The following is a 22,068-nucleotide window of genomic DNA, read 5'->3' as shown; positions in this document are numbered from 1 at the left end:
CGCGCACCCGTTTGCCGGGCCGCGACGGGAGCACCCGGCCCCCGGTGACGACGGCCCGCGCTCGCCGGGCGGGCCGATCGGAGGGATGGTGGAGTGATGGACGCGGTGGACGCGGTGAACGGCGTGCCCTGCTGGGCGAGCCTCACCACCCGCGACGGGCAGGCGTCCGAGGACTTCTACGGGAACGTGCTCGGCTGGTTCTTCGAGGACAGCGAGCTGGGCCCCGAGTACCGGATGGCCGTACGGGACGGCGCCCCGGTGGCCGGGCTGAACGAGACGGCGGTCCCCCGGCAGATGCCCGTGCGCTGGACGGTGTTCTTCGCGGTCGCCGACGCCGACCAGGTCAGCGACCGTATCGTCGAGCGCGGCGCGACGGTCGCCGTCGGTCCCCTCCGGCTCGGCGAGGGCCGCGCCGTGGTGGCCGCCGACCCGTACGGCGCGCCCTTCGGCCTGTGGCAGGGCGAACGCCCGCAGGGCTGGGCCATCGGTGCCGGGCAGGCCCCGGCCTGGCTCCAGCTCCACACCCTCGACGTGTTCGACTCCGCGCTCTTCTACGGTGCGGTCCTCGACTGGTCCAAGGAGCCGGGCTGTGAGGTGGGCTACGAGGTACTGGAGGACGAGGTGCACGTACGGGCGCACGGCGAGACCGTCGCCACGCTCAGCGGCGGCGCCCGTCCCGCCGCGCCGGACCCGCGCTCCCGCCCCCACTGGGACATCTTCTTCCGCTCCCCCGACATCGACGCGGCCACCGACGCCGCCGCCCGCGCGGGCGGCCGTACGGTCGATCCGCCCCACCCGACGCCCCACGGACGGGCCGCGACCCTCCGCGACCCGGACGGCGCGCTCTTCTCGCTCCTGGAGACGTGAGGAGGTCCCGGTCCAGCCCCGGTCTAGCCCCGCTCGCGCGGTACTTCCCGTACGACATCCCGTGCGGCCTTGTCGTCGCGCAGGCCCAGGTAGCGCGGGTGGCGCAGCATCCCGTCGCGCGTCCACTCGGTGAAGCCGATCTGCGCGACCAACTCGGGCCGCACCCAGTGCGCGCCGCGCTCCCGCACCGGGTCGGCGAAGGGCGAGCGGGGGACCTCCAGCGCGTCCATCCGGGCGCGCAGGTCCTGGAGCACGGCGCGGCTGTAGCCGGTGCCGACCTTGCCCGCGTACCGCAGGGCGCCGTCCTCGTAGTGGCCGAGCAGCAGCGCGCCGAAGCCGACGCGGCTCCCGGACGGCTCGGTGAACCCGCCGACGACCAGCTCCTGTCCCCGCTCGCACTTGAGCTTCAGCCAGTCCGGGGAACGGCGCGGCAGATAGGCGCCGTCGGCACGCTTGGCGATCAGCCCCTCCCAGCCGCGTGCGCAGGCCGCGTCCAGTTCGGCCTGCCCGCCCGTGTTGCGGTGCGGGGTGAAGCGCAGCGGGCCGTGGAAGGCGAGCGCCGCGCGCAGCAGCGACTTCCGGGTGCGCAGGGGCAGCCGGGTGAGGTCCGCGCCGTCGAGGCGCAGCAGGTCGAAGACGTAGTACGTGACGGCGACGCGGCTGGCCCCGACCTGGCGCGGGTCGGTGAGCTGCATGCGCTGCTGGAGGCGGGCGAAGTCGGTGCGCCCGTGGGAGAACGCGACGATCTCGCCGTCCACCGTGAAGTCGCGGCACTCCTGCGCGCCGAGCGCCTCGACGATCTCCGGGTAGGTGCGGTCGAGGCGGTTCCCCGTACGGGAGAGCAGCCGCGCGCCGCCGTCCTCGCGCACGGCGAGGGCGCGGACCCCGTCGAGCTTGCGCTCGAAGATCCAGCCCTGGCCGAAGTCCCGCCGGTCGCTCAGTTCGGCCCGCATCGGGGAGGCGGCGAGGTCCCTCCCGGGCGGCGCCTCGCGCAGCAGGGCGCGTTCCTCGTCCGACAGCTTCTCTTCCAGCAGTCCGGCCACACGGGCACCATAAGGCCCGGATGGCGGGAATCCTGGTTCCTTCGGGGCGTTCGGGGGCACCGTGGGGCACATGCGCATGGATCACGATGAGGCACCGGTACTGGAGGCGCTGGAGAGGTACCAGCGGACGGACGAGCTGCCCTTCACCCCGCCGGGCCACAAGCAGGCGCGGGGCGCGGACCCGAGGGTGCGGGCGGTGCTGGGGGACGCGGTCTTCCACGGTGACGTCCTCGCCTCGGGCGGGCTGGACGACCGGCGTACGCGGGGCGGCGTCCTGGAGCGCGCCGAGCGGCTGATGGCCGACGCCGTCCACGCCGAGCACACGTTCTTCTCGACCTGCGGCAGCTCGCTGTCCGTGAAGGCCGCCATGCTCGCGGTCGCGGGACCGCACGAGAAGCTGCTGGTCGGGCGGGACGCGCACAAGTCGGTGGTCTCGGGGCTGGTGCTCTCGGGGATCCACCCGGTGTGGGTCGAGCCGCGGTGGGACGACACGCGGCTGCTGGCGCACGCCCCGTCCGCCGACGCCTTCGAGGCCGCGTTCGAGGCCCATCCCGACGCGCGCGGCGCCCTGGTCACGAGCCCCACGCCGTACGGCACCTGCGCGGATCTGGCCCGTATCGCCCAGGTGTGCCACCGCAGGGGCAGGCCCCTCGTCGTCGACGAGGCGTGGGGTGCCCATCTGCCGTTCCACCCCGACGTCCCCACGTGGGCGATGGACGCGGGCGCCGACGTGTGCGTCACCAGCATCCACAAGATGGGCAGCGGCCTGGAGCAGGGCTCCGTCTTCCATCTCCAGGGCCCGCACATCGACCCCGCCCTGCTCGCCCAGCGCTCCGACCTGCTGGGGACGACCAGCCCCAGCGTGCTCATCTACGCCGGAATGGACGGCTGGCGCCGCCAGATGGCCCAGCACGGGCACGAGCTGCTGAGCCGGGCGCTGGAGCTGACGGCCCGTACGCGCGATCGGCTCCAGGCGATCGAGGGCGTGCACGTCAACGGCCGCGAGGACTTCGTCGACGAGGGCGGCGCCGCCGACCTCGACCCCCTGCCCGTCGTCCTGGACCTGTCCGCGCTGCCGGTCACGGGCTACCAGGCCGCGGACTGGCTGCGCGAACACCGCCGGATCGACGTGCACGTCAGCGACCACCGCCGGATCAACACCCAGCTCACCCACGCCGACGACGACGGGACGGCGACGGCCCTCGTCGACGCCGTACGGGACCTCGCCGAGCGGGCCCGCGCCCGCGAGCTGCCCCCGGGCCCGACGATCTCCCTGTCCGCCTCCTCCGCACTGCGCATGGAGCAGGCCGTGCTGCCGAGGGACGCGTACTTCGGGCGGGTCGAGGACGTACCGGCCGAGGAGGCGGAGGGCCGCGTCGCCGCCGAGATGATCACCCCGTACCCGCCCGGCATCCCCGCGGTCCTGCCCGGCGAACGGCTGACCGGCACCGTGCTCGACTACCTGCGCACGGGCCTCGCCGCCGGCATGAACCTCCCCGACGCCGCGGACCCGGGCCTGCGCACGGTCCGCGTCCTCGCGGAGAACGGCCACCCGGTCCCGCCGACAGACGCCTGACGCCCGACGCCCGACGCCCGACGCCCGACGCCCGACGCCTGACGGCGGGACCGGTCCCTGCCCCCTGGCTCCTGGTCCCGGTCAGGCCGGGTAGTACCGGCTCCAGGGGCTGCACTTGGCCTTCTTCGTCCACGAGGTGCAGACCTTCACGCGGACCGACCAGCTCTCGCCGAAGTCCCCGCGAACGGTCCTGGTCACCTTCCCCTTGCTGCTGAAGTACCGCTTCGGGTGGCCCTCGGCCTGCACGATCGCCTTCGTCCAGCGGTTGTTGTCGTAGCGATCCGTGATCTTGATCTTGTCGCCCTTGTCGTAGTACGTCACCTGCGTCCAGCGGGACTTCGAGCTGCGGCAGAACGCGGCGGGCTCGACCATCACGGCCTCGCACCTGGTCTTCTTCAGGCGCGGGGCCGCCTCGCCCGGCTGCGGATCCGCGGCGGCGGGCACCGCCAGCAGCGCGGGCACGAGCAGCGCCCCCGCACAGGCCGACGCGACACGCTTTCCGGTCATGTGGTCCCCCAGCCGCTCCAGTCCGAGCACTTCGCCTTCGAGCTGAAAGAGGTGCACACCTTGAGGCGCACCTTCTTTCCGTCGGTGTAATTGTTCGGGATGATCCTGCGTTCCTCGCCCCGGCTGGAGAAGACCGCGATTCCGCTCCCCTTGACCTGGAGCATCACCTTCGTCGACCGGCCGTTGCGGTAGCGGTCGACGATATCGACCTTGTCCCCCTTGTCGTGGTAGGAAGCCTGCGTACGGCCCTTCTTCGGCGAAGAGCAGCGCGCGTAGGCCTCCCGGAACTCCTCGCAGACCGTCGCCTTCCGCGCTTCCCTCTCCGCGCCGCCCCCGGCGTACGCGGTGGTGGCGCCCGCGGTCATTCCGCCGCTCGCGAGCAGAACGGCGCACGCGTACGCGGCCGTTCTCCGTGTCGTTCGCATACAGTCCCCCAGTTTTCCCGTGCCGCCGCATTCCGTTACGGAAGCGGCATCAGCAGAATGCGGGGAACTTCCGGAAAGGACCAGGACTTTCGGGGTCGCCCGAAACTTAGGGATTCAGGGCGCGCACCTGGAACCGCAGCCCCTCGGGGCTCGTCACCCGCACCACGGGGCCGCCCGGCTCCTCCGTACGGCTCACGGCCTCCGGCCCGTACACGCGCGCCCGCGCGGCGACGGCGTCCGGGTCCTCGGCCCCGACGGCCAGCTCCCACTGCGGGGCAGAGGCGACGGGGTGAAGTGAGGGGACGAAGTCCGCGCAGGCGAGGCTGGCTCCCAGGACCTCGCGGTAGAAGTGCCGGGCGCGGTCGGGCTGCTCGCACGCCAGGGCCATGCGCCTCGGGGCGCCGGGCAGGTCCGGCGGGAGGTTCCAGCCCCCGAACGCGTACGGCTGCCACAGCGAGAAGGCGGCGCCCAGCGGGTCGAGGAGCATCGCCATCCGGCCCTGGTCGCCCGCGTCGAAGGGCGGGACGACGAGGCGCGCGCCCTTCGACGCCGCGGCCTCGATGTGTCCGTCGACCTCGTCGACAGCGAGGTAATAGGCGATGTGCGGGGGCGTCCCCGGCGGATAGACCGGGTTCGCCAGGTCGCTCACGCTCCCGATGCGGTGGCCGCCCACGGAGATCTTCGTGGCCCGGCGCCAGTCCTCCCCGTCGACCGCGAAGCTCCACCCCAGGACCTCCGAGAAGAAGGCCGCCGTCCCGGGCATGTCACGGGTCTTCAGGTCCATCCAGCAGAATTCGTCCACTGAACCCAGACGGGCGTCGGTCATCTGTGCTCCTTGTCGTCCGGGGGCGTCGTCCGGGGACTGGGTACCAGCGGCCCCCTCGGCTTCCCAAACGGATTTCCCGCATTCCGCCGGGAGTTCACAGAAATCCGCGGAGCAGTAGCAGCCGCCGCCGTCGGACGAGGACGACGCTCAGGCGCAGCCTTCCCAGTCCCAGCGCCGCGGGTCGCCGCCCCTCGGGCGGTACACCACCCCGTCGGCGCCGACTTCGCGTGCGGCGGAGATCTCCGTGACGAGGATCGCGCCCCCGGCCAGCTCGGCGCCGGAGTCCTCGGAGACGTCCAGCCGGAGGCCGTCGAGCGGTCCCCCGATCAGCTCCGCCACGGCCACCGCGGGGCCGTGGCCGGGCTTCTGCGGGTCTGCTTCGTGCGCCTGGCGCGGCAGTTCTTCCACGGTTCCAGCCTGGCACCCGCCACTGACATCCGCCCGGCACCCGCGCGCCGTGTCCCGCCCTCCCGGCGGATTCCCCTGCGCGGGCCGCCGGGCCCCCTTAGGCTCACGCCTGAGGTTCCCATGACCGGGGAGGGGCACGGGAATGACTGCTCAACTGTTCGCGGTCTGCGTCGACGCGCTCCAGCCGCTGCGCCTCGCCCGGTTCTGGTCCGGGGTCCTGGGCCGGGAGACGGACGACGACCCGCACGAGGGCATCGCGCTCCTGCCCCACGACGACACGGGGTTCCGCGTCCGCTTCCCTCCGACCCGGCACAAGAAGACCGGGCAGAACCGGATGCACCTCGACCTGACGAGCACCTCGGCGGAGGACCAGCAGGAGACGGTGGACAGGGCGCTGGGTCTCGGCGCGCGGCACATCGACATCGGCCAGCGCCCGGAGGAGGGGCACGTGGTGCTCGCCGACCCCGAGGGCAACGAGTTCTGTGTCTGCGAGCCCGGCAACGCCTTCCTCGCCGACTGCGGCTTCATCGGGGCGCTGGCCTGCGACGGTTCGCAGAAGGCCGGGTATTTCTGGAGCGAGGCGCTGGGCTGGCCGCTGGTCTGGGACAAGGACCAGGAGACCGCGATCCGCTCGCCGCACGGGGGCCCGATGCTCACCTGGGGCGGGCCGCCGCTGATGCCGAGGGCGGGCAAGGACCGGCTGCAGTTCGCCCTCGCTCCCCCGGCTCACGGCGACCAGGAGGCCGAGGCCGAGCGGCTGCTCTCGCTCGGCGCGACCCGCATCGACTCCGGCTCCGGCTCCGGCTCCGGCAGAGGCGAGGCGGGCCGGGTGGCGATGGCCGACCCCGACGGGAACCCGTTCAGCCTGCTCACGCCCAGGTAGCGCGGAGGCGGGCCCGACGAGGCGTCAGGCGGCGAGCAGACCGCCGTCCACGTGGAGGTCGTGCCCGTTCATGCCCCCGTTGCGCAGCAGGAAGTCCGTGGCGTCGACGATCTCGTCCATCGTGACGAGGCGTCCGATGGGCGTACGCCGGGCGTGCGGGTGATCGTTCACCTCACGCCAGCGGGGGCTGTCGCCGACCACGCCGGGGTGCAGGGCGTTGACCCGGTGCGGGGCCATCTCGACGGCGAGGGTCTTGACCAGGCCCGACAGCCCGGCGTTGAAGGTCGTGATCATCGTGGAGCCGGGGTACGGGCGTTCCTTGGCCATGCCGCCGAAGAGGACGACGGCGGCGCCCGGCCGGAGGCGGTCCCGCAGCGCGCGGACCGACTCGGCGTAGCCGACGAGCTTGACCGTGACGGCGCGTACGGCGCTGTCCACGTCGAACTCGGCCAGCGAGTTGGGCGCGGGCTCCATCGCCGTCAGGACGAGCCGGTCGACCTCGGCGACGTCCGCGAGGGCGGCGGCGATCGTCCCGGGGCGCGAGAGGTCCACGGCGAGGCCGCGGCTCGCGCCGCCGATCTCCTCCGCCGTCGCCCGCGCCCGTTCCGCGTCGCGGCTGGTCACGACGACGGAGTCGCCGCGCCCTGCGAACCGCCCGGCGACGGCGCGGCCGAGCCCGCCGCTTCCCCCGATGACCACCGAGGTGCCCGGCGTGCCCGACGTGTCCGGCGTGCCCATGCTGCGTCCCTTCGTCCGGTGCTGCGTTCCGGATGCGAGCCTATGTCCCCGCCATGGACGGGACATGGCTTCCCGGCCACGCCGAGGTGGCCGTCCCGCCCCGGTGGGGCGGTGCGCGCGGCCCTCGGCCCGCCGGATATACAGGACCGGCTCGTACGAGACACGAGGAGGACGCGATGCGGCGCATCGGCATCATCGGGGTGGGCGAGATCGCCCGGGCCATCGTCACCGGCCTGTGCGAGGACGGGACGGAGGAGGACGGGAGCCGGGCGGCGGGCGAGAGCCGGGCGGCGGGCGGGAGCGGCGAACCGGCGCCGGAGGTGAACCTCTCCCCGCGCGGCGCCCGCACCTCCGCCGAGCTGGCCGAGCGCTACCCGAGCGTGCGGGTCCGCGCCGACAACCAGGCGGTGGTGGACAGTTCGGAGATCGTGCTCATCGCCGTACGCCGCCAGGACCGGCACGAGGCGCTGGCCGGGCTGACGGTGGGCGACGACAAGATCGTGGTCAATGTGATGGCCGGTGTCGCCAACGACGATCTGCGCGGCACGCTGGGCACATCGGCGCCGCTCGTACGGGCCATCCCCCTGCCCTCCGTGCGCGAACGGCGCTCCCTCACCGTGACCTGCCCCGCGCACCCGGTGGTGGACGCGCTCTTCACGCGCCTGGGCGGGGCGCTCCCGGTCCCGGACGAGGCCGCCTTCGACGTCTTCTCCGCGCTGACCGGGACGCTGACGACCCATTACGCGTACCTCGCCACGCTCACCAAGTGGGCCGCGGGGCACGGCATCGCGCCCGACGCCGCCGACAGCTATGTGCGGAGCCTCTTCCAGGGCGTCGGCCGGGCACTGAGCGACGAGTCGCGCTCCCTGGACCGGCTCGCCGCCGACCACGAGACGCCGAAGGGCAACAACGAGCGCGTCCGCACCACCTGGTTCACCCCGGCCAACGCCGAGGACCTCCACAAGGCTCTCGACGGACTGCTCGCGGACCTCGCTGACCGCGGAGACCGCACGGACCTCGGGGAACAGCCGAAGTAGCCCGGACCACGCGAGGAGCCGCCGAGCGGTCCTCCAGCCCGCCGGTCCGGGCCGCCGGGCCTACTCGACCTTGCGTACGTGGGTGGTCGCGGCGTCGACGGGCGTACCGTCGGCGGCCGTCGGCGTCAGCTCCGGCACCGGGGCGCCGTGCGCGTCGACGAGGGTCGAGTGGGCCTCGCCGGGCGCGAAGGCGTGGCGCTCCCCCCACTGCCGCAGGGTGAGGACGACGGGGAAGAGGTCGCGGCCGGCGTCGGTGAGCACGTACTCCTGACGCCGGCCCGAGGGCGCGGTGCGCTGGGCGAGGAGCCCGTGCGCCGTGAGCTTGCGGAGGCGGTCCGTGAGGATGTTCCGCGCGATGCCGGTGCGGCGCTGGAACTCGGTGAACGACCGCGCCCCGTCCATCGCGTCGCGCACGACGAGCAGGCTCCACCGGTCGCCGACGAGGTCGAGCGTCCTGGCGACGGGGCATGCGGGGTCGGTCCAGTCGGGGTTCGCGGGGCCCGTGGTGCCGCCGGTCATGACACCTCCCAATGAGTTGCGGATTGAAACCATCATGCCGTACCGTCCGAACGGTTGCAATCTGCTACCGATCGGATCGAGGGAGTGCGATGAACACGTGGCGGCGGCTGCTGCTCGCGGTGGTCTGCGGTGTCGCGGTGGCGAGCGTCTACGCGGCGCAGCCGGTGCTGGAGCCGATGGGCCGCGACCTGGGCGTACCGGCGGAGTTCACCGGCTGGATCGTCGCCACCGGCCAGTTCGGCTATCTGGTGGGGCTCGTGCTGCTGGTGCCGCTCGGCGACGTGGCCGACCGCCGCCGGCTCATCGCCGCGCACCTGGCGCTCACCGCGGCGGGCCTGGCGCTCACGGCCGCGGCGCCGGGCGCGTGGACGGCCCTCGCGGGGCTCGCCGCGGCCGGGGTGTTCGCGGTCGTGGTGCAGACGGCGGTGGCGTACGCCGCGACGGCCTCGCCGCCCGCCGAACGCGGCCGGAACATCGGCGTGGTGACCTCCGGTGTCGTCGTCGGCATCCTCGGCGCGCGGATCGTCACCGGTGCCCTCGCCGAGACCTGGGGCTGGCGGAGCGTCTACGCCACGCTCGCGGCCCTCTCCCTCGGCCTCGCCGCCCTCGTCCTCGCCGCACTGCCGCCGGAGGAACGCCATGGCCTGCCGACCGGCTACGGGCGTGCCCTCGCCGCGCTCGGCGGGCTGTTCGGGCAGCGCCTCTTCGTGACGCGCGGGCTGATCGCGTTCTTCCTCTTCGCCTCGTTCGGCACCCTGTGGAGCGGGCTGTCCCTGCCGCTGTCGGGCGCGCCCTGGCGGCTGGACGAGGGCGAGATCGGGCTCTTCGGACTCGCCGGGCTCGCCGGGGCGCTCGGCGCGGCACGCGCGGGCCGCTGGGCGGACGCGGGGCGTACGGCCCGGGTCTCCGGCCTCGCGCTCGCCCTGCTCGTCGTCTCCTGGGCGGCGATCGGACGGCTGCCGTGGTCGCTGTGGCTCCTCGCCGCGGGCATCGTGCTCCTCGACTTCGCCGTCCAGGCCGTCCATGTGAGCAACCAGCACCTGCTCACCGCCGCGCACCCGGACCGCGCCGGGGCCGTCATCGGCGGCTACATGGTCTTCTACTCGCTCGGCTCGGCCCTCGGCGCCGCCACGACCACCGCCGCCTTCACCGCCCACGGCTGGACGGGCTCCACCCTCCTCGGCACGGCGTTCGCCGCCTGCGCCCTGGCGGTCTGGGCCGCCGACCGCGCCGTACGGAGACCGGAGAAGCTCACCCGGGTCCCGGCGGAGCCCTCGCGGTCCTGAGGCGGGGGCTACAGTCCGGGGCATGGTGGTTTCTGTTTCCGGTGAGGTCGCGCCCGCGATCGCCGATGTGCTGGGCACCGACGGGGTGTTCAGGGACCCGATGTGGCGGGTGACCGTCGAACTGTCCGGCCTGGAGCGGGAGTTGCTCGGCACATGGTGGGTGCGCAGGCTCGGGTTCGTGGCGCACGCGGGGGCGGCCTCGATGGCCGCGACCCAGTCGTACACGCGGCTGGAGCACTCGCTCGGGCTGCTCGCGCTGACCGCGCACTTCGCCCCCGGGGACGCCGTGGCCCGTGCGGCGGCGCTCCTGCACGACGTGGGGCATCTGCCGCTGAGCCACACTTTCGAGGGCGTCGCCGGACTGGACCACCACCGCATCGGCGCCCGGCGCGTCGGCGACCTGGCCGGGCTGCTGGCGGCGCACGGCGTGGACGCCGACGAGGTGGTCGCCGTCGACGAGGGCAGGCGGCCTTCCGTGCTGCGCGGCGGCCCCGGGGCGCTCAAGCTCGACCATCTGGAGTCGCTGGTGCGCAGCGGCCGGGCGCACGGGCGGACACGGCAGGCGCCGCCGGAGACCCTGGCCCAACTGGAGGTGGTCGAGGGCGCGGTGAGCACCGGCCCCGAGACCGGCGAGTATCTCGCCGAGCTGGTCGCCGGGGAGGCCCGCTGGCTGTCCTCGACCGTGAACGCGGTCCCCTGCGGGGTCGTACGCCATCTCGCGGCGCTCCTGCTCGCCGACGCCTCCCCGGAACGGCGCGACGAGATCGCGGCCATGACCGACGACGAGTTCTGGGCACTGCTGCTCACGGACCCGGCGACCGCACGGGCGACGCGCGCGCTGCGCCGCTCCCCTGCCTGGCCCGTACGCGAAGCCGGCCCCGGGGACGACCAGGAGGGCATCCTCTTCACCGTCCGGCGCCGCTATCTCGACATGCCCCTCGTGGACGGGCGTCCGCTGCCCGCCACCCACCCGGCCTTCGCCGAACTGCCCCCGCTGCCGTGGAGCTGCCGCATCCTGCCCCCGCCGGAGAGCGGCCTCGCTCTCCCCCGGTGAGCCGCCCTACGGGACCGCCGCGCCCCCGATGAGGCGGTGGCCGCGTGCCGTGTCCGTGTACTCGCGGACGCGGTGGACGAGGCCGTCGCGGAGTGCGAAGACGAAGCAGTACGGGTTGCTGAACGCCGTGCCGTCGGCGAGCGTCGCGTTCACGGTCACCTCGACCGTCGCCCGCTCCCCGTCGGTGTGCGAGCCGTGGAACGTGACGTCGAGGTCGCGGGCGAACAGGCGGGGGAAGTCGGCCGCGAAGAAGCGCGCGATGGCCGCTCTGCCCACCATGTGGTCGGGCGCGCCGAGGGCGAGGGCGACGGCGTTGCCCGGGGGCGAGAGCCACTCGGCGTCCTCGGTGAAGACCGCGGCGATCCGGTCGGGGTCCTTGCTGACGAGCGCCTGGAGGGCGCGCGGGACGATGTCGCTCATCGCCCCACTGTCACCGCGCCCGGGCGCCGCTGTCTTGGACGAATGTTCCGGCCGCCCCGCCTGGCGCCGTCGTTCACGCCCTGGTGCGGCGGCCCCAGGCGGAGATCATCGGGGAGGTCGCCAGATCGAGGCCGCCCGCCGCCACGTTCGCCAGGTGGCGGTCGATCTCCTCGTCCGTGGCCAGGCCCTCGGCCACCAGCCTGCCGCGCACCTGGAGGACGGTCGCCCGCTCCAGGACCGCGCACGCGGGCGAGGTGAGCGGGAAGTACGCGTCGGCCCGTACGTCCGCGAGCCCGGCCTCGCGCAGCGAGCGCGGCAGCCTGCGCCCGTAGGCGAGGTCCGCGCCGCGCTGCCGCAGCAGTGCGCGGAAGCCGCGGCGCAGCCTGTTGGCCAGCTCCTGCTCGGGCCCGTACTCGTCGGGGCAGATCAGCGGCTGCAACGCGGGGTCGGCGTCCTCCACGATCAGCCACCCTCCCGGGCGCAGCGACGCCGCCATCGTGCGCAGGGCCCGCTCGCGGTCGGCGACATGGACGAGGACGAGGCGGGCGTGGACCAGGTCGAACGGGCCCCCGGGCGGCGGCGCTCCGGCCCCCACGTCATGGCGGAGCACCTCGAAGGGCGCCGCCGCCCCGGACGGGCCCTCCATCCAGGACGTGTCGATGTCGGTGGCCACCACATGCCCGGCCGGACCGACGCGCGCGGCCAGCCACTCCGGTACGGTCGCGCCGCCCGCGCCGGCCTCCCAGCAGCGCCAGCCCCCGGCGACCCCGACCGTCTCGAAGTGCCGGAAGGTCCACGGGTCGAACAGCTCCGACAGCGCGGCGAACCGCGCCCCGGCCTCGACCTGCTGATTGTCCAGAAGATAGCCCTGGTCACGAGCGTCCCGCGCGCCCCGCGCGTCCCTTGCCATAGGCCGATCATCGCATCCGGCCCTCACGTAGGGTCGTTCCCGACCAGGTGAGCGAGGGGGAGGGGCGGATGGGGTTTCTGCTCGAACTGCTGATGGAGTGCCTGCCGGGGAGAGTGGACACGCGCCGCGCGTACGTGAGGACGGGCGCGGTGTGGACCGCGATCGTCCTGCTGGCCTGCGCGCTCTTCGGGCGCGGCCTGACCCGCTCGTGGACCGAGGGCCTGCCGTGGGCGGGCGCGGCGGGCGGGTGCGTACTGCTCGGGTTCGCGCTGGCGTACCCGTTCGTCAGGGGCAGGCTGACGGAACGGCCCTAAAGGGTGTTGCGGAAGGCTCGGTTCGGGCTGGCCGGAGGGGTGTTCGGCCTGCTGTTTCACCCGGCGAGAGCGAGGTTGTGCATGGTGGCGACGGCCTGGACGGCGTGGTGGAGGCCGTCGCCCTTCTGGCGGCAGTCGCGGAGGATCTTCCAGGTCTTCATGCGGGCGAAGGTGTGCTCGATGCGGGCACGGACCCGGCGGTGTTCGGCGTTGTCCTCCTCCTGAGCGCGCAGGAGGGGCCGTCCGGCCCTTCTGCGGTGCGGGACGATCAGCCCGGTGCCCAGGTATGCGCCATCCGCGAGCACCCTCGTCCCGGCGGCCGCTGCGGGCAGGTCCGACTCGCGCCAGACATGGGCGTCGGCCGTGTTCCCCGGAGCCGGCCGGGCCGAGGCGAGGACCAGGCGCGTGTCGGCGTCGATGATGACCTGCACGTTTGCTGAGAAACGATAGTTGCGGGAGGAGGCGCCGACTTGCCGGTCGCGCACCGGGACCAGCGTGCCGTCCACGATCCACAGCCGCTCGGCCCCCGCGACGGGCCGCGGGGCGGGCTCCAGCGCGAGCAGGGGCCGCAGGCGCTGGATGCCCCGGCAGACCGTCGCCGCAGAGATCCCGAACAGCGGGGCGAGCTGCCGCATCGTGAGGTTGGTGCGGTAGTACACCGCCACCAGCAAGACCCGGTCCGCAAGCGGCAGGCACCACGGCCGGCCACCGCCCGGACCGTTCCCACCCCGCTCCCGCACCACCTTCACCAGCTTGACGAACCGGTCCATCCGCAAGCCGGTGAACGTCTCCACCCACACCAGCTCAGCCCGCAACACCCCACCCATACAGGCAAAATGCCCCGAACCAAGCCTTCCGCAACACCCTTTAGGGGGTGTCTGACAAATGCCCGCGGCGTCGCGCGGCGGCCCCGGCGTATTCTCGCGGGGGCGCGACGAGCGGAGGACGGTGCGGGTGGCGGGCAGGACGACGGGGGCGGCCGGGTCGGACGCGGGCGGAAGGACCTCGCTGGGCGCGCGGGCGCGCGAGGAGGTACGGCAGCGGATCGTCGACCGGCGCTATCCCATGGGCGCCCGCCTCGTGGAGCGCGAGGTCGCCGAGGAGCTGCGCATGTCGCGGGTCCCGGTGCGCGAGGCGCTGCGCGCCCTCGTCGCCGAGGGGCTGCTGGAGCTGCTGCCGCACAGCGGCGTACGGGTGCGCAGCCTGGAGCGGACGGACGTGCGGCACCTGTACGAGGTGTGGGAACCGCTCGCCGTGCAGGCCTCGCGCCTCGCCGCGCGCCGGATCGCCGGGTGCGCGCCGGGGGAGCCGGAGCCCGAGGGGCTGGGCGCCCTGCGGGCCTGCCTGGAACGGGCCGAGAGCGCCGCCGTCGAGACGGAGGGCACGCGCGAGGTGGCCGCGCACACCGCGTTCCACGAGGAGATCGTGGCGCTCGGCGGCAATCCGCTGCTCGCGCGCATGATGGAGCAGCTCTCCTGGCAGCTCCAGCTCGTGTTCGGGATGCGCGCGGAGCCCGCGCACATGCGGGCGCAGCACCGGGACATCTACCGGCACATCGCGGCGGGCGACGAGGAGCCCGCCGCCGCGAGCACGCTCATCCACGTGCGGGACAGCCGCGCGGTGGCGCTGCGCTCGCTCTTCGGGGACGCGTAGTCCGACCCCACTTTGTATACCGAGCATCGGAGAATCCGGCACATTCCCTCCTCCTGGCCGTCCCGGCCTTGTCGCCGCCCCTCTCTTGGTATACAAAAAGCCGGGTCGCCCGTTCCCTCAGGAGCTATCAAGGAGCTGCCATGACCCCGTCCCGGATGTCCCGTCGCGGCGTCCTCGCGAGCGCCGCCGCGTTCGCGGGCACCAGCGTGACGATGTCCGCCGCCACCCCGGCCGCCGCCGCACCGGTCACGGCCGCCGGTGAGAGCCCGCGCGGCAAGGGACCGGCGAAGGCCGTGGTGTTCCGCGACGTGCGCCCGTTCGGGGCGAGCGAGCCCGTGGACCTCACCGTCCTCGACGGCCGGATCTCGGACCGTCCCGCGCCGCCCGGCGCCGAGGTCGTGGACGGCGGCGGGCGCCTCGCGCTGCCCTCGCTGGTGGACGCGCACATCCACCCGGACAAGACGACCTGGGGCGGCGACTGGGTGTCGCGCAAGCCCGCCGACGGGATCGCCGACTACGCGGCGCAGGACGTCGAGCTGTTCGAGAGCCAGGACCGTACGGTCGGCGAGCGCGCGTACGGGCTGATGGCGCACGCCGTGACCCGCGGCACCCGCGCGATGCGCGCCCACGCCGACATCGCCCCGGCGTACGGCCTGGCCTGCGTGGAGGGGCTCGGCCACGCCCGCGAGCGGCTCAAGCACGCGCTCGACGTGCAGATCGTCGCGTTCCCGCAGCACGGCGTGATCCGTACGCCGGGCACGGCGGAGCTGCTGGAGGAGGCCGCGCGCTCCGGCGCGGTCGACCAGATCGGCGGCATCGACCCGATCAGTTTCGACCAGGCGCCGAAGGAGCAGCTCGACCTGGTCTTCGGGCTCGCCGACCGGCACGGGCTCGGGGTGGACATCCATCTGCACGACCGGGACGACAAGGGCACCGACGTGCTGCGCGCGATCGTCGAGCGCACCCGCGCGCTCGGCCTGCGCGGCAAGGTGACGGTCAGTCACGCGTTCTGCCTGACCAGGCTGTCGGACGCCGAGCTGGACCGTACGGCCGCCGAACTCGGCGACCTGGACATCTCCGTGACGACCGTCGCGCCCAACGAGTCGCTCGTCCTGCCGATCGCGAAGCTGCACGAGCACGGCGTACGGGTCGGGCTGGGCTCGGACGGCGTGCGGGACGCGTGGAGCCCGTTCGGCAACGCGGACATGCTGCACCGCACCCACATCCTGGGCTGGGTCACCGACGTCCGCCTCGACGAGGAGCTGCGCGACTGCTACGCGGTGGGCGCACACGGCGGCGCGGAGCTGATGGGCATCGGCCGCTCGGAGTTCAAGGACGGCGACCCGGCCGACTTCGTCCTGGTCAAGGGCGAGGGCACGCCGCAGGTCGTGGTGGACATGCCGCAGCGCGACGTGGTCGTACACGCCGGTCACGTGGTGGCCCGGAACGGCGTCCTGCTGTAGACCGTGGCTCCTGGGCAGGGGCTGCCCCGTCCGGTGAGTCGCAGACTGCGGCAGACAGGACGGGGCAGCCCCTGCCCAGCCCCTCAGACGAGGGCCCGCGCGGCTCAGGTGACCAGGCCCTGGCGGTAGGCGTAGACCACGGCCTGGACGCGGTCGCGGAGTGCGAGCTTGGTGAGGATGCGGGAGACGAACGTCTTGACCGTCTCCTGGCTGATCTGGAGCGCCCCGGCGATCTCCCCGTTGGAGAGGCCGTCCGCGATGAGGCGCAGGACCTCCAGCTCGCGAGGGGTCAGCGGCATCTCGTGCGCGCTGTCCTCGGCGGGCCGGATGCGGGCGGCGAACCTGCCGACGAGCTGACGCGTCACCTCGGGGTCCAGCAGCGCGGCGCCCGTGGCCACCGTGCGGATCCCGTGCAGCAGTTGGGCGGGCGGCGCGTCCTTGAGCAGGAAGCCGCTCGCCCCGGCGCGCAGCGCCTCGTAGACGTACTCGTCGAGGTTGAACGTCGTCACCACCAGCACCTTGACGGGGTGCGGCACCCCGGATCCGGCGAGCAGGCGGGTGGCCTCGATGCCGTCGAGCACCGGCATGCGCACGTCCATGACCACGACGTCGGGCCGCAGTTCGGCCGCGAGATCGACGGCCGCGCGGCCGTCCCCGCACTCGCCCGCCACGGCGAGGTCGGGCTGCGCGTCGATGATCGTCACCAGTCCCGTACGGACGAGGACCTGGTCGTCGCAGACGAGGACGCGGATCGGCGTGCCGGTCATGACGCGCCTCCCGCCGGTATCCGGGCCCGTACGACGAAGCCGCCGCCCGGGCGGGGGCCCGCGCCGAAGTCGCCGCCCAGGATCTCCACGCGCTCGCGGACCCCGGCGAGCCCGCGCCCGCTCCCGGCGGCGAACCCGGTACGCGCGCCGGTGCCGTTCGCACCGCCGGAGCCGCCGCTGCCGCCGCCGTCCGTGCGTTCCGTGCGTTCCGTGCCTTCCGTGCCGACCTCCACGGAGATCTCCCGTTCGCCGTGCCGCACCCGGACCGAGGTGCGGCTGCCATGGGCGTACTTGAGGGCGTTCGTCAGGGCCTCCTGGACGACCCGGTACGCCACGAGATCGGCGCTGCCCGTCGACGCCGCGGGCGTGCCCTCCTCGCTGAACTCCACCGGCTGCCCGGCCTGCCGGGTCTGCTCGATGAGCGTGGGCAGCGTCCCGACGGACGGCGTCCTGCCCTCGGCCCCGGTACGGGCGGGGGTGCCGTAGTCGGGATTGAGCAGGTCGAGCAGGTGACGCAGATCGGTGACGGCACGCCGCCCGGTGTCGGTGACGGAGGTCAGCGTCTGGTCGAGCCGCTCGGGCGACGCGGTCAGATAGCGCGCCGCCTCGGCCTGCACGACCATCGCCGTGACGTGGTGCGTGACGACGTCGTGCAGTTCGCGGGCGATACGGCTGCGCTCGGCGCTGCGGGTCTCGTCCGCGACCCGGCGGCGCCGCTCGGCCTCGGCCACCCTCGTGGCGCGCAGCCAGGCGCCGATGCCCCAGGCGAGGACCAGCGCGAGGTAGAACATCACGAACTCGCTCACCGGCAGGCCGGGGCCCAGCCGGTGCAGGGCGACGGCCAGCGGCACGTACGCCACGGAGAAGAGCAGCTTGGCGGCGCGCCGGTGCCGTTCCACGCAGGCCCCCGCGCCGACCAGGGTGAGGGCCATGCCGGTACCCGCGAGCGTGTGGTAGCCGCGGAGCTGGTCGGCGGCGAAGCCGAGCGACGCCAGCGCGAGGCTCGCGACCGGCCACCGCCGGCACACCGCGAGCGGGGCGCACTGGAGAACGATCGCCACGACCGTCAGCGCGTCGAAGGGCCGGTCGGGCAGACCACCCAGCTCCGTGCCGTGGCTGTGGAACGCGGGCACGAAGGAGGCCACGAGGAACACCAGCCCGAGGAACGGGCCGAGCACCCGCTCGAATGGGAGGCGGACCGCGCCCCTCATCCGGCGCCAGTGTTCCGGGATCGTCCGGGGACGGCCGGGGGGTGGGAGATCGCTCACCGGGAAAGTGTAGTGAGAGCGTCAACCGGCGCCGCCTTCCGGCGGCGTGGCCGCACATGGCCGCGGCGCCGGGCGAGCCACAGGAACCCGGCCGTGGCCAGCAGGCAGAAGACCACGGAGTACGGGCTGGCCTCCGGGCCGAAGTCGCCGCCGGTGACGAGGGCGGGGCCGGAGGTCGTGGCGTCGAGCAGGCCCGTGTTGTCCCCGTTGCCCGAGACGGCGGTGCTGAAGATGCCCGCGGCGGCGAAATTCCAGCCGAAGTGCAGGCCGATCGGCACCCACAGCCGCCGGGTGGCGAGATACGCGGCGGTGAGCATGCCGCCCGCCTCGACGGCGATCGCGACGGCGCCCCACAGGCTCGCGTCCGGATTGGCCAGGTGGTAGACGCCGAAGAGCACGCCGGTCAGCACCATCGCGGTCCAGGCGCCGGTCCGTTCCTCGATGATCCGGAACAGCACGCCCCGGAAGAGGAGTTCCTCGGTCACGGCCGCCGCCGCCATGAAGCCGACCAGGCCCGCGGCCTCCGAACGGGAGCCGAGGCCGTCGACGTCGTAGTAGCCGAGGAAGTACAGGTTCACGACGACGAGGCCGAACAGCGCGACGCCGAGCGCCGTTCCCCACCCCACCGCCACCCCGGCGCCCTCGCGGGACAGCTCCGTGACCGTGCGGCGCTCGGTCCGCCGTACGACCGCCCCGTAGACGAGCAGCGCGAGCGCGGCCGTCGCCAGGCCCGCCGGAAGCATCACCCACGGCTCGCCGTCCGCCGCCATGAGCCCCTGACCGCCGAGGAAGGCGACAGCCGCGACGGTCACGAGCTGCCACACCAGTCTCATGAGATCCCTTTCACCACACCCGCGACCGGAGCGCCGCGGCTGCGCGGAACGCTACGGATCAAGCGCCCCGGAATCGTCACCACCGGGTGGACACCTGCGTGTAGCTCGCGCGGGGGACAGGCCCACGTACATCGTGCGGTGCAGCGCGGAGGCGTGGGCGTGCGTCAGGCGCGCGGCGAGGGCGGCGTCGCGCGCGGCGAGCGCCTCGCGGATCCGCCGGTGCTCCGCGTTGCTCTCGCGGAGGTAACTCATGGGGTACGGCAGGAAGTAGCGGTACAGCTCGCCGGTGACCTGGGCGTACAGCTCCAGCGCGGACGGCTGCCCGGCGCCGCGCGCGACGGCGAGGTGGAACCGCGCGTCGGCGGAGCGGAACTCGGCCCAGGTCCCGGCCCCGTCCATCGCCGCGAGGCACGCGTCGAGCGCGGCGAGCCCCTCCTCGTCGAGCCGTTCGGCCGCCAGGTGCGCGAACCCGGTCTCCAGCACGGCCCGTTCGTCGATGAGCCGGTGCACGCGCGCGCTGTCGCGCTCGTACGCGTCGATCTGCGGCACCGTGTCGCGGCGGGGCTCCTCGGCGACGAACGTGCCGCCGCTCCGGCCCGGGCGCCGCACGACGACGCCCTCGCGCTCCAGCGCGGTGAGCGCGCGCCGCACGGTGATCGCGGCGACGCCCAGCGCCTCGGCCGTGCTCGGCACGTTCGGCAGCCGCTCCCCCGGCGCGAGCAGGCCGAGTTCGACGGCGAGCGCGATACGGGCGCGGACCGTGTCGACGGCGCTCGTGCGGCGGATCGCCGCGAGGGCCGTGCTGGTCAGGGGGTGCCGCGCGGTGCGGTCCCGGCCTCGGTCCTGTTCCTGGGACGCCATCGGGCCAGGGTATGCGCGCGCCCGGACCCTTTACGTGCCGGAGTCTTTACGTGCTCAAAGTGAGCATGTTTCCATGGCGGGAATCGGCTGCCGCCCAAGGAGTCGCATGAAGATCGCCGGACTGCAGACCGCCGGGACCCCCGGCGACGTCGACGCCAACCTGCACGAACTGGACGACGCCTGCCGCCGGGCGCGCGCGGCCGGTGCCGAACTCCTGGTCACCAGCGAGCTGTTCGTGACCGGGTACGACATCGGCGACGCCGTCCTCGATCTGGCCCGCCGCGACCTGCTCTCCCCCGCGCGCGACCTCGCCCGCCGCCACGGCATCGGCCTCGTCCTCGGCGCGCCGGAACAGGCGGCCGAAGGGGCCTGCTACAACAGCGCGTTCCTCATCGGCGCGGACGGCGCCGTGCTGGGCCGGCACCGCAAGACCCATCTCTTCGGCGCGCTGGACCGCGCGTACTTCACCCCGGGCGACCGGCTGACGGCCCCCGTCCCCTACCGGGACCTCCGCATCGCCCTGCTGATCTGCTACGACGTCGAGTTCCCCGAACCCGTGCGCGCCGCCGCGCTCGCGGGCGCCGACCTGATCGCGGTGCCGACGGCGCAGATGCGGCCGTACGAGTTCGTCGCGGACCATCTGCTGCGGGTCCGCGCCTGGGAGAACCAGGTCTATCTCGCCTACGTGAACCACGACGGCGAGGAGGGCTCCCTCCGCTACGTCGGCCGCAGCTCGCTCGTCGCCCCCTCCGGCGAGGTGCTGGACGGGATCCGGCACGGCACCGGGCTGCTGTACGCCGACGTCGATCCCGAGACGGTCCGCAAGTGCCGCGCGGCGAACCCGTATCTGGCCGACCGCAGACCGGAGCTGTACGCGCGCGGGCCCGTCGCCGGGGACCGCCCGTGCTGAGGAAGCCGACGGGCCCGGCCGCGGGGCGGGAGGGGCCGAAGCCGTCCCGGCCCGTCCCGTCCCCGCGGTCGTCCCGGCAGTCGTCCCCGCGGTCGTCCGGGAACCTCAGCGGCAGGCTCGGCACCGGCTCCATCGTCTTCATGGTGATCGCCGCCGCGGCACCGCTCACCGTCGTCGGCGGCAACGTGCCGCTGGCCATCGCCGAGGGGCCGGGCGCCGGGGCCCCCGTCGGCTTCGCCCTCGCCTCGCTCGTCCTGCTGGTCTTCGCGGTCGGCTTCGTCACGATGACGCCGCACGTCCGCCAGGCCGGTGCCTTCTACGCGTACGTCACGCGCGGGCTCGGCGAACGGGCCGGTCTCGGCACGGCCGCCGTCGCGCTCGTCACGTACACCGCGATCCAGGCGGGCGTCTACGGCTATCTGGGCTGGGCCGTGGACAGCGTGCTCGCCGACTTCGGACTCGGCGGGGCGGCCGGGGTCCCGTGGTGGGTGTGGTCCCTGACCGCGGCCGGCATCGTCGCCTTCCTCGGCTACCGGCACATCGAGCTCAGCTCGAAGGTGCTCGGCGTCGCGCTCGTCCTGGAGATCGCGGTCGTCGCCGTGCTGGACGCGGTGATCCTCGCCCGGGGCGGCGAGGACGGCGTGAACGTCACCTCCTTCACCCCGGACGCGGCACTCTCCGGCCCGCTCGGCGTCGCCGTGCTCTTCGCGCTCACCGGGTTCATCGGCTTCGAGTCGACGGCCGTCTTCCGGGACGAGGCCCGCGACCCGGACCGTACGATCCCGCGCGCCACGTACTGCGCGGTGCTCGTCATCGGCGCCTTCTACACGCTCTCGTGCTGGGCGCTGGTGCTCGGCGCGGGCACGGACAAGGTCACGGCCGTCGCCGACGCGTCGCTGGCGGACGGCGGGAACATGCTCATGGACGCGGCGGGCGCGTACGTGGGCACGGCGCTGCGGGACATGACCCAGGTGCTGCTGCTCACGAGCCTGTTCGCGTGCGTCCTCTCCTTCCACAACGTCATCGCCCGCTACACCTTCACCCTCGCCCGCCAGGGGCTCGCCCCCGCGCGACTGGCCGCCGTGCACACGAGGCACCGCTCCCCGTACGTCTCCTCCCTCGCGCAGTCCTGCACGGCGCTGCTGCTGGTGGTGCTCTTCGCCGCGCTCGGAGTGGAGCCGCTGGTGGGGGTGTTCGGGTCGATGGCCGGGGTCTCGACCGTGGGCATGGTGCTGCTGATGCTGACCACCTCGGCCGCCGTCCTGGCCTTCTTCACCCGCCACCCCGAACTCGCCCGGGGCCGCCCCTGGCAGACCCGAATCGCCCCGGCCCTCGCCGCCACCGGCCTCGTCACAGCCCTCTGGCTGGTCGCCTCCAACTTCACCCTCATCACGGGCGGCGGCGTAGGCCTCGGCATCGCGTTGGGCGCGATCCCCTTCGCCGCCTTCGCCCTGGGTCTGGCGCGGGGCGGCGGCCGGGCGGTACGGGACACTGGGTGAG

At 73.9% G+C, this 22,068-nt stretch carries 25 protein-coding genes; 11 read left to right on the top strand and 14 right to left on the bottom strand.

Annotation, left to right across the window (positions count from 1 at the left end):
* Nucleotides 1-96 precede the first annotated feature (96 nt).
* Nucleotides 97-867, top strand: coding sequence for a VOC family protein (locus tag ABD343_RS33945; protein WP_344533822.1), 771 nt, complete (start codon nt 97-99; stop codon nt 865-867).
* A 23-nt stretch (nt 868-890) separates the two neighbouring features.
* Here the strand turns inward: ABD343_RS33945 and ligD are convergent, their stop codons facing one another.
* The gene (gene ligD / locus ABD343_RS33940) at nt 891-1,910 is read right to left on the bottom strand and encodes a non-homologous end-joining DNA ligase (RefSeq protein WP_344533821.1); all 1,020 of its coding nucleotides are present in this window, start codon (nt 1,908-1,910) and stop codon (nt 891-893) included.
* Nucleotides 1,911-1,980: 70 nt separating this feature from the next.
* On the opposite strand from ligD, the gene ABD343_RS33935 reads away from it, so the two are divergent.
* Nucleotides 1,981-3,486 (top strand): aminotransferase class I/II-fold pyridoxal phosphate-dependent enzyme, encoded by a 1,506-nt coding sequence (locus ABD343_RS33935; RefSeq protein ID WP_344533819.1) that lies wholly within the window; start codon nt 1,981-1,983, stop codon nt 3,484-3,486.
* Nucleotides 3,487-3,567: 81 nt separating this feature from the next.
* On the opposite strand, the gene ABD343_RS33930 is transcribed toward ABD343_RS33935, so the two are convergent.
* The 4 genes from ABD343_RS33930 to ABD343_RS33915 all read right to left on the bottom strand — a co-directional run bounded on the left by ABD343_RS33930 (nt 3,568) and on the right by ABD343_RS33915 (nt 5,652).
* The gene (locus ABD343_RS33930; protein ID WP_344533818.1) at nt 3,568-3,993 is read right to left on the bottom strand and encodes a hypothetical protein; all 426 of its coding nucleotides are present in this window, start codon (nt 3,991-3,993) and stop codon (nt 3,568-3,570) included.
* Nucleotides 3,990-4,418: a hypothetical protein gene (locus ABD343_RS33925; protein WP_344533816.1), complete on the bottom strand. Its 429-nt coding sequence runs from the start codon at nt 4,416-4,418 to the stop codon at nt 3,990-3,992. The genes ABD343_RS33930 and ABD343_RS33925 overlap by 4 nt, the downstream gene beginning before the upstream one ends.
* A gap of 106 nt (nt 4,419-4,524) precedes the next feature.
* Nucleotides 4,525-5,244, bottom strand: a complete 720-nt coding sequence (locus ABD343_RS33920) for a VOC family protein (RefSeq protein ID WP_344533814.1) — start codon at nt 5,242-5,244, stop codon at nt 4,525-4,527.
* Between the two features lie 147 nt (nt 5,245-5,391).
* The gene (locus tag ABD343_RS33915; protein WP_344533813.1) at nt 5,392-5,652 is read right to left on the bottom strand and encodes a hypothetical protein; all 261 of its coding nucleotides are present in this window, start codon (nt 5,650-5,652) and stop codon (nt 5,392-5,394) included.
* 142 nt (nt 5,653-5,794) lie between these two features.
* Between ABD343_RS33915 and ABD343_RS33910 the strand changes: the two genes are divergently transcribed.
* Nucleotides 5,795-6,535, top strand: a complete 741-nt coding sequence (locus tag ABD343_RS33910; RefSeq protein ID WP_344533811.1) for a VOC family protein — start codon at nt 5,795-5,797, stop codon at nt 6,533-6,535.
* A gap of 24 nt (nt 6,536-6,559) precedes the next feature.
* On the opposite strand, the gene ABD343_RS33905 is transcribed toward ABD343_RS33910, so the two are convergent.
* A complete protein-coding gene (locus tag ABD343_RS33905; protein WP_344533810.1) occupies nt 6,560-7,273 on the bottom strand; it encodes an SDR family NAD(P)-dependent oxidoreductase in 714 nt (237 codons plus the stop codon).
* Nucleotides 7,274-7,449: 176 nt separating this feature from the next.
* Between ABD343_RS33905 and ABD343_RS33900 the strand changes: the two genes are divergently transcribed.
* Entirely contained in the window at nt 7,450-8,310 is an 861-nt protein-coding gene (locus ABD343_RS33900; protein ID WP_344533809.1) for an NAD(P)-binding domain-containing protein, read from the top strand.
* A gap of 60 nt (nt 8,311-8,370) precedes the next feature.
* On the opposite strand, the gene ABD343_RS33895 is transcribed toward ABD343_RS33900, so the two are convergent.
* Complete coding sequence (locus ABD343_RS33895) at nt 8,371-8,829, bottom strand: winged helix-turn-helix transcriptional regulator (protein WP_344533807.1); 459 nt, start codon at nt 8,827-8,829, stop codon at nt 8,371-8,373.
* A gap of 89 nt (nt 8,830-8,918) precedes the next feature.
* Here ABD343_RS33895 and ABD343_RS33890 point away from each other — a divergent pair, with 89 nt between their 5' ends.
* Together ABD343_RS33890 and ABD343_RS33885 are read left to right on the top strand one after the other, a co-directional pair.
* Complete coding sequence (locus ABD343_RS33890) at nt 8,919-10,115, top strand: MFS transporter (RefSeq protein WP_344533806.1); 1,197 nt, start codon at nt 8,919-8,921, stop codon at nt 10,113-10,115.
* A gap of 22 nt (nt 10,116-10,137) precedes the next feature.
* Entirely contained in the window at nt 10,138-11,169 is a 1,032-nt protein-coding gene (locus ABD343_RS33885) for an HD domain-containing protein (RefSeq protein ID WP_344533805.1), read from the top strand.
* A 6-nt stretch (nt 11,170-11,175) separates the two neighbouring features.
* Here ABD343_RS33885 and ABD343_RS33880 read toward each other — a convergent pair whose 3' ends face one another.
* Together ABD343_RS33880 and ABD343_RS33875 are read right to left on the bottom strand one after the other, a co-directional pair.
* Entirely contained in the window at nt 11,176-11,589 is a 414-nt protein-coding gene (locus tag ABD343_RS33880) for a nuclear transport factor 2 family protein (protein WP_344533803.1), read from the bottom strand.
* A 73-nt stretch (nt 11,590-11,662) separates the two neighbouring features.
* Nucleotides 11,663-12,499, bottom strand: coding sequence for a methyltransferase domain-containing protein (locus tag ABD343_RS33875; RefSeq protein ID WP_344533801.1), 837 nt, complete (start codon nt 12,497-12,499; stop codon nt 11,663-11,665).
* Between the two features lie 68 nt (nt 12,500-12,567).
* Here ABD343_RS33875 and ABD343_RS33870 point away from each other — a divergent pair, with 68 nt between their 5' ends.
* Complete coding sequence (locus ABD343_RS33870; RefSeq protein ID WP_344533799.1) at nt 12,568-12,813, top strand: hypothetical protein; 246 nt, start codon at nt 12,568-12,570, stop codon at nt 12,811-12,813.
* A gap of 56 nt (nt 12,814-12,869) precedes the next feature.
* On the opposite strand, the gene ABD343_RS33865 is transcribed toward ABD343_RS33870, so the two are convergent.
* Nucleotides 12,870-13,640, bottom strand: a complete 771-nt coding sequence (locus tag ABD343_RS33865; RefSeq protein ID WP_344533797.1) for a transposase — start codon at nt 13,638-13,640, stop codon at nt 12,870-12,872.
* Nucleotides 13,641-13,698: 58 nt separating this feature from the next.
* Between ABD343_RS33865 and ABD343_RS33860 the strand changes: the two genes are divergently transcribed.
* On the top strand, nt 13,699-14,466 hold the full coding sequence (locus tag ABD343_RS33860; RefSeq protein WP_344533796.1) for a GntR family transcriptional regulator: 768 nt from the start codon (nt 13,699-13,701) through the stop codon (nt 14,464-14,466).
* A gap of 140 nt (nt 14,467-14,606) precedes the next feature.
* Nucleotides 14,607-15,929, top strand: a complete 1,323-nt coding sequence (locus tag ABD343_RS33855) for an amidohydrolase (RefSeq protein ID WP_344533794.1) — start codon at nt 14,607-14,609, stop codon at nt 15,927-15,929.
* Between the two features lie 104 nt (nt 15,930-16,033).
* Here the strand turns inward: ABD343_RS33855 and ABD343_RS33850 are convergent, their stop codons facing one another.
* From ABD343_RS33850 to ABD343_RS33835, 4 genes are read right to left on the bottom strand one after another with little or no spacing between them, the layout of a single operon-like run.
* A complete protein-coding gene (locus ABD343_RS33850) occupies nt 16,034-16,696 on the bottom strand; it encodes a response regulator (RefSeq protein WP_344533792.1) in 663 nt (220 codons plus the stop codon).
* A complete protein-coding gene (locus ABD343_RS33845; RefSeq protein ID WP_344533896.1) occupies nt 16,693-17,907 on the bottom strand; it encodes a sensor histidine kinase in 1,215 nt (404 codons plus the stop codon). The genes ABD343_RS33850 and ABD343_RS33845 overlap by 4 nt, the downstream gene beginning before the upstream one ends.
* A gap of 53 nt (nt 17,908-17,960) precedes the next feature.
* Complete coding sequence (locus ABD343_RS33840; protein ID WP_344533791.1) at nt 17,961-18,797, bottom strand: CPBP family intramembrane glutamic endopeptidase; 837 nt, start codon at nt 18,795-18,797, stop codon at nt 17,961-17,963.
* 51 nt (nt 18,798-18,848) lie between these two features.
* Nucleotides 18,849-19,658, bottom strand: a complete 810-nt coding sequence (locus ABD343_RS33835) for a FadR/GntR family transcriptional regulator (RefSeq protein ID WP_344533789.1) — start codon at nt 19,656-19,658, stop codon at nt 18,849-18,851.
* Nucleotides 19,659-19,764: 106 nt separating this feature from the next.
* On the opposite strand from ABD343_RS33835, the gene ABD343_RS33830 reads away from it, so the two are divergent.
* Both ABD343_RS33830 and ABD343_RS33825 read left to right on the top strand, forming a co-directional pair.
* Nucleotides 19,765-20,568 (top strand): carbon-nitrogen hydrolase family protein, encoded by an 804-nt coding sequence (locus tag ABD343_RS33830; RefSeq protein WP_344533787.1) that lies wholly within the window; start codon nt 19,765-19,767, stop codon nt 20,566-20,568.
* Nucleotides 20,562-22,067: an APC family permease gene (locus tag ABD343_RS33825; RefSeq protein WP_344533785.1), complete on the top strand. Its 1,506-nt coding sequence runs from the start codon at nt 20,562-20,564 to the stop codon at nt 22,065-22,067. The genes ABD343_RS33830 and ABD343_RS33825 overlap by 7 nt, the downstream gene beginning before the upstream one ends.
* Nucleotide 22,068: the final 1 nt, after the last annotated feature.

The sequence above is a fragment of the Streptomyces albiaxialis genome, assembly GCF_039530985.1.
In the GTDB taxonomy this organism is placed as follows: Bacteria; Actinomycetota; Actinomycetes; order Streptomycetales; family Streptomycetaceae; genus Streptomyces; species Streptomyces albiaxialis.
Note: the sequence above shows the minus strand (reverse complement) of the source record. Positions and strands in the feature narration are given on the sequence as shown.

What these genes read in the sequence shown, in the direction of transcription:
- ABD343_RS33925 (WP_344533816.1), bottom strand. Translation starts at nt 4,418, where the DNA reads ATGCGAACGACACGGAGAACGGCCGCGTACGCGTGCGCCGTTCTGCTC.
- ABD343_RS33830 (WP_344533787.1), top strand. Translation starts at nt 19,765, where the DNA reads ATGAAGATCGCCGGACTGCAGACCGCCGGGACCCCCGGCGACGTCGAC.
- ABD343_RS33840 (WP_344533791.1), bottom strand. Translation starts at nt 18,797, where the DNA reads ATGAGACTGGTGTGGCAGCTCGTGACCGTCGCGGCTGTCGCCTTCCTC.
- ABD343_RS33880 (WP_344533803.1), bottom strand. Translation starts at nt 11,589, where the DNA reads ATGAGCGACATCGTCCCGCGCGCCCTCCAGGCGCTCGTCAGCAAGGAC.
- ABD343_RS33845 (WP_344533896.1), bottom strand. Translation starts at nt 17,907, where the DNA reads ATGAGGGGCGCGGTCCGCCTCCCATTCGAGCGGGTGCTCGGCCCGTTC.
- ABD343_RS33930 (WP_344533818.1), bottom strand. Translation starts at nt 3,993, where the DNA reads ATGACCGGAAAGCGTGTCGCGTCGGCCTGTGCGGGGGCGCTGCTCGTG.
- ABD343_RS33855 (WP_344533794.1), top strand. Translation starts at nt 14,607, where the DNA reads ATGACCCCGTCCCGGATGTCCCGTCGCGGCGTCCTCGCGAGCGCCGCC.
- ABD343_RS33895 (WP_344533807.1), bottom strand. Translation starts at nt 8,829, where the DNA reads ATGACCGGCGGCACCACGGGCCCCGCGAACCCCGACTGGACCGACCCC.
- ABD343_RS33860 (WP_344533796.1), top strand. Translation starts at nt 13,699, where the DNA reads ATGCCCGCGGCGTCGCGCGGCGGCCCCGGCGTATTCTCGCGGGGGCGC.
- ABD343_RS33935 (WP_344533819.1), top strand. Translation starts at nt 1,981, where the DNA reads ATGCGCATGGATCACGATGAGGCACCGGTACTGGAGGCGCTGGAGAGG.
- ABD343_RS33870 (WP_344533799.1), top strand. Translation starts at nt 12,568, where the DNA reads ATGGGGTTTCTGCTCGAACTGCTGATGGAGTGCCTGCCGGGGAGAGTG.
- ABD343_RS33945 (WP_344533822.1), top strand. Translation starts at nt 97, where the DNA reads ATGGACGCGGTGGACGCGGTGAACGGCGTGCCCTGCTGGGCGAGCCTC.
- ABD343_RS33835 (WP_344533789.1), bottom strand. Translation starts at nt 19,658, where the DNA reads ATGGCGTCCCAGGAACAGGACCGAGGCCGGGACCGCACCGCGCGGCAC.
- ABD343_RS33910 (WP_344533811.1), top strand. Translation starts at nt 5,795, where the DNA reads ATGACTGCTCAACTGTTCGCGGTCTGCGTCGACGCGCTCCAGCCGCTG.
- ABD343_RS33885 (WP_344533805.1), top strand. Translation starts at nt 10,138, where the DNA reads ATGGTGGTTTCTGTTTCCGGTGAGGTCGCGCCCGCGATCGCCGATGTG.
- ABD343_RS33905 (WP_344533810.1), bottom strand. Translation starts at nt 7,273, where the DNA reads ATGGGCACGCCGGACACGTCGGGCACGCCGGGCACCTCGGTGGTCATC.
- ABD343_RS33900 (WP_344533809.1), top strand. Translation starts at nt 7,450, where the DNA reads ATGCGGCGCATCGGCATCATCGGGGTGGGCGAGATCGCCCGGGCCATC.
- ABD343_RS33850 (WP_344533792.1), bottom strand. Translation starts at nt 16,696, where the DNA reads ATGACCGGCACGCCGATCCGCGTCCTCGTCTGCGACGACCAGGTCCTC.
- ABD343_RS33865 (WP_344533797.1), bottom strand. Translation starts at nt 13,640, where the DNA reads ATGGGTGGGGTGTTGCGGGCTGAGCTGGTGTGGGTGGAGACGTTCACC.
- ABD343_RS33890 (WP_344533806.1), top strand. Translation starts at nt 8,919, where the DNA reads ATGAACACGTGGCGGCGGCTGCTGCTCGCGGTGGTCTGCGGTGTCGCG.
- ABD343_RS33875 (WP_344533801.1), bottom strand. Translation starts at nt 12,499, where the DNA reads ATGGCAAGGGACGCGCGGGGCGCGCGGGACGCTCGTGACCAGGGCTAT.
- ABD343_RS33920 (WP_344533814.1), bottom strand. Translation starts at nt 5,244, where the DNA reads ATGACCGACGCCCGTCTGGGTTCAGTGGACGAATTCTGCTGGATGGAC.